Annotated in this window: 6 protein-coding genes and 1 pseudogene; all 7 read right to left on the bottom strand. The window is 42.7% G+C overall.

The genetic code is table 11. The features are described 5' to 3' along the window. Nucleotides 1-229 precede the first annotated feature (229 nt). Complete coding sequence (locus H6G69_RS09040; RefSeq protein WP_190684813.1) at nt 230-1,102, bottom strand: 6-carboxytetrahydropterin synthase; 873 nt, start codon at nt 1,100-1,102, stop codon at nt 230-232. 262 nt (nt 1,103-1,364) lie between these two features. Then, complete coding sequence (locus tag H6G69_RS09045) at nt 1,365-2,063, bottom strand: J domain-containing protein (protein ID WP_190684816.1); 699 nt, start codon at nt 2,061-2,063, stop codon at nt 1,365-1,367. Between the two features lie 19 nt (nt 2,064-2,082). After that, nucleotides 2,083-3,042 carry a cysteine synthase A gene (cysK, locus tag H6G69_RS09050; protein WP_190684819.1) on the bottom strand — a complete coding sequence of 320 codons (960 nt, stop codon included), beginning with the start codon at nt 3,040-3,042 and terminating at the stop codon, nt 2,083-2,085. Between the two features lie 106 nt (nt 3,043-3,148). Next, a complete protein-coding gene (locus tag H6G69_RS09055) occupies nt 3,149-3,586 on the bottom strand; it encodes an Rrf2 family transcriptional regulator (RefSeq protein ID WP_190684823.1) in 438 nt (145 codons plus the stop codon). Nucleotides 3,587-3,833: 247 nt separating this feature from the next. Beyond that, on the bottom strand, nt 3,834-5,582 hold the full coding sequence (locus H6G69_RS09060) for an iron uptake porin (protein WP_190684825.1): 1,749 nt from the start codon (nt 5,580-5,582) through the stop codon (nt 3,834-3,836). A 351-nt stretch (nt 5,583-5,933) separates the two neighbouring features. After that, nucleotides 5,934-6,215 carry a 4a-hydroxytetrahydrobiopterin dehydratase gene (locus tag H6G69_RS09065; protein ID WP_190684828.1) on the bottom strand — a complete coding sequence of 94 codons (282 nt, stop codon included), beginning with the start codon at nt 6,213-6,215 and terminating at the stop codon, nt 5,934-5,936. A gap of 533 nt (nt 6,216-6,748) precedes the next feature. Further along, a pseudogene (locus H6G69_RS09070) lies at nt 6,749-6,895 on the bottom strand (photosystem II D2 protein (photosystem q(a) protein)); the annotation flags it as partial.

The raw sequence follows: 6,895 nt of genomic DNA on the forward strand, positions 1-6,895 counted from the left end.
TTGGGCGAATGGCGAATATAATTCGCTACTACACAAACAAAGTCCGCACTTCGACAAGCTCAGTGACCACCTGCGCGGACTCATGAAAAATCAAGGGTTTTGAACCCACGAAGGTGGGTTTTGTCTGTGTAGCCAAGCCATTGCGTTGGGCGGGTTCCCCGACTCCCTCAATGGCGCGCGATTTCTAATCGCCAAGGAAAGTAATAAATTAGACTTTTAAAACAACCTCTTATATCCGTACTAAAACTGGCTGTTGTTGGATTGTATTAGTAGTATTTTCTTCTGCATCAGTGCAGTAGATTTCGCAGGAATTATTGGGGCTTTCGATGAGTTTGACTTTGTAAAGCTTGGCTCCTAGATTTTGGATGGGCGATCGCAGTAAATTACTAATATACAGCGCAATATTTTCCGCAGTCGGTACAACCTCGGCAAAATAAGGCACATCCTTATTTAAAAAGGTGTGATCAAATGGTTCCACCACATAATCTTCTATCACTTGCTGCAACGCACCTAAATCAACAATCATTCCAGTGCGCTGATCAATTTCACCTTTCACAGTCACTTCTAAATGATAGTTGTGTCCGTGACCGTTAGTCCGCGCACATTTACCGTAAATCTCAGTATTATCTTCTAAGCTGAGATCAGGATGTGCCAGCCGATGAGCCGCGCTAAAGTGAGTACTGATACTGAGATAAGCTTCCATTGAGTTTCCCATATAATCTGCCCAAAGTTCAGGATGTTCAAATAACTGTACGCGGACTACAGGCAAGTGGGGTGCTAACCGCCGCCAGATAACCCGTGCAATATTTTCCGTGGTGGGTAGAGTGTCTTGAAATTCTGCCCAGACATCATTGAGATAAGAAAAATCTAGCTGGTTGGTAACTTCGCGTTTAATTACCTGTTTGACATCAGACAAATTCAGCACCATACCATATTCATCTAATTCTCCAGCCAGAGAAATAAATAAAACATAGTTGTGTCCGTGTCCGGGAAATTTTGAGCCAGCACCAAATTTCTCAAAATTCTCAGCTTCACTCAGTTCGGGTAGCCAATAGCGATGACTAGCCGAAAATTGAGCGCGGCGATTGACGATACATTGCATGAGTACACTGGGAAAAAATTTTAAACTTTCTTAATCTTTCACTTTATTCAGGATAAACTACTTTCTTCCTCTGTGGCGATGGGAGTAATATTTGTATCCATCAAATAAATAAATATCGGACTAGAAATTTTCAATATGACTGATTTTCTCGAAAATATCGGGCTGCGATCGCATATTTTCTGCTACAGCCAAAGGTAAAAACCCAGCAGAAGAAATTTGGCTCCCCTGTGTTCCGCCTGATGAGAAACTTCCATGCAAATTCTCATCTGTATTGCTTAACTGAATCTTGCGCTTCGTAATGTAATCTTGTAGCTATACGAAACATTTCTTGCCCAGTGTGCAAATAGCGATCGTCATAGCTAAGGGGAAAGTAGGCAAATTCTTCTATGCCATCTGCTACTTGATTGAGGCTGTAGTAGAGATGGGCCGCAGTTCTCGCTAAACTAGGAGGATTGGGCAGGGAGCGAAAAATGACTTGAGCTTGTTTAATTTCGTCTCGACAAGTATCTAAATATTCTTGAAATTCTTCTAATAATTGATCATCAAAGGGATCGGCTGCTAGTTCTTCTATTTGTTCTTCTAAAGAATCAAGAACCTCGCTTAAAATGCGGTTGACTGGTTGATAGATTAAGCGTAGCCACTCTTCAACTTGTTCATCAGCATTTTTGCCCGATTTTCGAGTGGCTTGATAATGTTTTTGCGCGGATGCAGCACGTTGTTGACGATTTTGAGATTCTTCTTGGAGTTTTTGATCGTAATCTAGGCGACTTTGACTATCACCTAAGACTTCATAAGCCGCGTTAATGCGGATAATTTCATTTTTATCTGCTGTTTCTTGATTACTATCAGGATGAAATAATTTAACCAAGCGGCGATAAGCTTGCTTAATCTCCGCTTGGCTGGCATCACGATTAATTTTGAGAGTTTCGTAGTGGTTATCAGTATGCTTGGAGTTAACCATTAGTCTAATTGATTGTGAGCTAGACGCTGGTGGGTATCTTGGTTTCCAAGTCTTGGAACAATGGTGTACTCAAATACCTTTCTCCAAAACTGGGCTGAATCATTACAATCAAGCGTCCTTCGTTTTCTGGGCGCTGGGCAACGCGAATAGCAGCACATAAAGCTGCACCACTGGAAATACCAGACAATAGTCCTTCTTCTCTGGCTAACCGCCGACTATATGCGATCGCATCATCATCACTGACGGTAATCACTTCATCAATGAACTTCATTTTCAGCACTTGAGGAATAAAGCCTGCGCCAATGCCTTGAATTTTATGCGCTCCTGCTTTTCCCCCAGATAATACTGGGCTATTAGCAGGCTCAACAGCGATCGCTTTAAAGCTCGGTTTGCGTGCTTTAATTACTTCTGCTACACCAGAGATCGTACCACCTGTCCCTACACCTGCGACAATCATATCTACTTGACCGTCGGTATCTTCCCAGATTTCCTCGGCTGTAGTTTCTCGATGAATTTTGGCATTCGCTGGATTGCGAAATTGCTGCAACATATAAGAGTAGGGCGTACTATTGACTATCTCCTGGGCGCGGCGAATTGCGCCTCCCATTCCTTCAATTCCGGGAGTGAGTTCTAGTTCTGCCCCATAAGCTCGCAGCATTGCTCGACGTTCACCACTCATAGTATCGGGCATTGTCAAAACTAATCGATAACCCTTGGCGGCGGCTACCATTGCTAAGGCAATTCCGGTATTACCAGAAGTTGGTTCTACTAATACTGTCTTTCCTGGAGAAATTAACCCTTCTGCTTCTGCCGCCGCAATCATACTAATGCCAATTCGGTCTTTGACTGATGCCGACGGGTTCATACTCTCTAGTTTCACCACTATTTGTGCTACACACCCCTCTTGCTGAGGAATGCGATTTAGCTGCACTAAAGGTGTGCGACCTACAAGTTCTGTGATGTTCCGAGCAATATGCATAATATTCCTTTGTTATGAGTCCAGATTCCATAATCAAAAGCCAATAGTCTATGGTCAAACGTGACAAATCACAAATGACCATTGACAAATGACCATTGACCACACACTAGATGTAGTACATAATATCCAACTGCTTTCGAGCATCTCGTTTTTCACAAAGATCCTGAAGCGAGTAGTTTTGTAAAACAGAATTTGCAGCTTGACGTGCTTCTTGCCAAACTTCATCCACAACAGCACTGTCTATACTTTTGAGACTGGCACTCTCTTCGCACACTTTCACATCTAAGCCTTCCAAGCATTCCAAAACTTCATATATTGTAATTTTCCAAGGTTCCCGCGAGAGCAAATAGCCACCTTTAGAACCACGTTGGCTTTTGATAATTCCTCCACGTCGCAAAGTCGCTAACAACTGTTCTAGATAGCGGTCGGGGATGTTTTGTTGGGCGGCGATTTGGCGAATTTGCATTGGTTCGCCGTTGTCATAATGAGTTGCCATTTCGATTAACGCAAGGATTGCGTACTCTGATTTACACGATAGTTCCACAGGCGGTAATTAAAGATAAATGCTAAAGGATTTTCGGCACAGTTAGGTAGTCTGAAGGATAAAATTTGATGTTTATTACCTTTATACTTCACCCTAAACTTTAGGAACGCCAAGGGCGAACTTACCTTCTTTTAGTATACTCCGGTTAATTACTGGGGTTTTAGTCTTTCTGCTATTTATAGACAAAAAACCCCGCTTCTTGGCGGGGTTTAATTCAATTGAAAGTTATGTAAAGTCTTTCAACCTTTTAGAATGTGAAGGTGGTGCGGAGAGTACCGATAATTGCGTCATCGCTATTACCCTGACCAGGAGAAGTTAACCAGATTACGCCAGGAGTAATGGAAATGTTATCAGATACACGGTATTTGTAGAAACCTTCAACTTGGTATGGCACGTCTCCACCGTTTCTACCAGCAAAGCCTGGACGGTTGAGAGCATAAGGTACTGCACCAGCGAAAATACCCAACACGTTACCTTGTTTACCAAAGTCAGGTAAAGCTACACCAGCACCATAAGACCAAGCTTCGTAATCATTACCAGCACCTGCTGGGGTAACGTCGTGGTAAGATACGAAACCGCTAATGGACAACTTGTCACTTGGTCTGAAGGCAGCAGATAAACCAAAAGAATTACTAGAAGTTGGGGTAGTGAGTCTGTTAGCTGCTTCAGTACCGACTAAAGCAACGTTAGCACCATTGAAACCACCTGCATCAAATAAGGAACTGCCTGCACCATTGTAGCCATGAACGTAGGTTGCAGCTAACGCTATGCGATCGCCAATCCCAAAGTTCAATTGTCCTAAAGCAGCATAGTTGCCATTGAACAGACCTGAACTACCAGTTGGGGTGTTAGCTTCTGATGCCAAGTAACCTACAGTGATAGAGCTTGGTTTTAAGATGCCGCCGCCTTGACCAAAAGGTATATTCAAAGCTATACCGGAACCGCCACCAATCCGATAAATTGGGTTTTCTGACGAGAAGGTAGATAACGCGCCATTACCACCGTCAGTTTTGTCAAAGAAGTAAGGATTGTTAACAGCAGCGTACTGGCTGTGTTGACCACCAGCAGCAGACAAGTAAACTTGAGCCGGGCCAATGGGGGCTTCGTAGGTTAGTCTGTCTATTTTGACACTGTTGCCAGTAGAGCCACCATTAGCTTGGAAAGTTTGTAAACCTTCTCCGCTAAAAGCATTGTTGATCTGACCGCCAACATTATCTTGAATGTTGAAAGGTGTGGTGTTGCTAGCAGCTAGACGGGTAGTCAATACGTCTCTACCTGTGAAGCTGGTTTGTAAACCTAAACGTACTCTGTCTTGGAAGACGGTGTTGTTAGCACTACCTGTGTTATCACCAAAGGCATCAGTGACCGCGAAAACTGCTTCACCGACTAACTTGGTGGTAGTAGAAAATTGGTTAGCTTCCAATTCAGCTGTGCGTGCTTCTAAAGCATCAACGCGACCACGCAAGGTTGCTAGTTCAGCGGAGAATTCTTCTTGTAAGCGCTGTAAGGTTGCTAAATCTTGCTTAGTTACTAAGTCAGCAGTTGCTGTAGCAATTAATTCATTGACGCGATCCAAACAAGCGTTTAAACCAGCCGCAAATTCGTAACGTGTCAGAGCGCGGTTTCCACGAAAAGTACCATTGGGATAACCTGCAATACAACCATATCGTTCAACCAAGGATTGTAATGCTTGGAATGCCCAGTCTGTTGGTTGTACGTCCGAAAATTGGGAAACCGATGTTACTTGCGACTGAGTGCTGCTGGATTTGCCTTCGTTGCTGTAACGATTAACTTGGTCTAAAACTTGAGCGTCATTGCTAGCTGGAGTTGCTTGTGCCAAAACATCTGGTTGTGCAACTTCTACAGCAACGGATTTTTCAGTTGTTGAAACTTCAGTGGTTGCGTTGGGAGCTGCCATCGCTGCTGTTGAAACTAGTAGCGTTGCTCCTAATACTGCCGGGCTAACCACGAGTGATTTCCACAAGAGATTAGACATTTTTTCTTTTCTCCTCACACCTTGTATAGAGAATTGTTTTCGTAGCACTTACTCTCAAACATACGACATTTTGTTGAAATGTTTTAATGAGGTATAGTGCGACTAATACAATTTTAGTTTTCGCAAAGCTAATATCTAATTAACTTGGTGTTAAAAATTGATGTAATTAACTTATGCAAAAAACATAGCTTCATAGCTTATTATTATAAAGCATTAACACCAGATGACAAGCTATGTGCGATCGCCTCCTAAACTGTCACAACACAGCCACAGTCTTCTGCCAGTAAGAGTAGGGTTAAAAGTATTTATAGTCACCTATTTAGCAAAATAGACTGAATATGGCGTTAACTTTTAAACGATTTGAGAAATGACTGTTGCTAAGTCAAAGTCTTTTTGGGTTAAACCACCAGCATCATGAGTTGTCAGTATGACTTTGACTTTGTTATAAGAAATTTCTATATCTGGATGATGCCCAGCCGATTCAGCCGGTTCTACTAATTTATTCACAAATTCGATTGCTGTCACAAAATCTGGGAACGTTAAAGTTGTCTGCAACTGGCTATTTTCCACAATCCACCCTGATAGATGATTTGCCAGCTGTTGAATTTCTGGTTCAGTCAGTAATTGTGCCATACCACAAAACCCTCATGGAGATTTTTGAGTAATTTCCAGTATCTGAATTTCTACCAATCAAGCTAGATTTTCTAGCTCACCAAGTTCGCCTATTTTTCCTTGGCATTTTGATGCTCAAGGTAACTTTCCTAAAAATTCTGCATAAAAAACTATCCGCTCCGATTTAGATCAGTTGACCTAATATCAGAGCGGTCTAGCGGGTCTTCAGGTTGCAACCAGACTGCCGGAAGGAACTCCCAGCTTTGCCTAGCTACTTGAGCTAACTTAGTTTCTCAGTGTAACTAAGGCTAACTTTTAGAGTACAGCCCCGGCGCACAGCCGGCTAACTGCAACCTGATGACCCATGCATTTACTACTTTCAATCATGGGCATCACCTCCTTGTTGCCTAAGCGGTCTTAGTTTCAAAAAGGCAGAGTAATTACTCTGGGCTTTAACCTTCAACCAATATAACACATGAATTTCTAGAAGTTAAATCAAAATAAAAAATCCCCCGCTCAAAAGCGGAGGACTCTGAATTTATTGATTCACTAAATTACAGAGCGTTACCACGAGGCAGTACTTCTTCAGGGAAGATAAATTGTTCGTGGGGCTGGTCTTGAGGAGCCATCCAAGCGCGGATACCCTCGTTCAGCAAAATGTTTTTGGTATAGAAAGTTTCAAATTCTGGGTCTTCCGCCGC

It is taken from the genome of Nostoc sp. FACHB-110, assembly GCF_014697425.1.
GTDB lineage: Bacteria > Cyanobacteriota > Cyanobacteriia > Cyanobacteriales > Nostocaceae > Nostoc_B.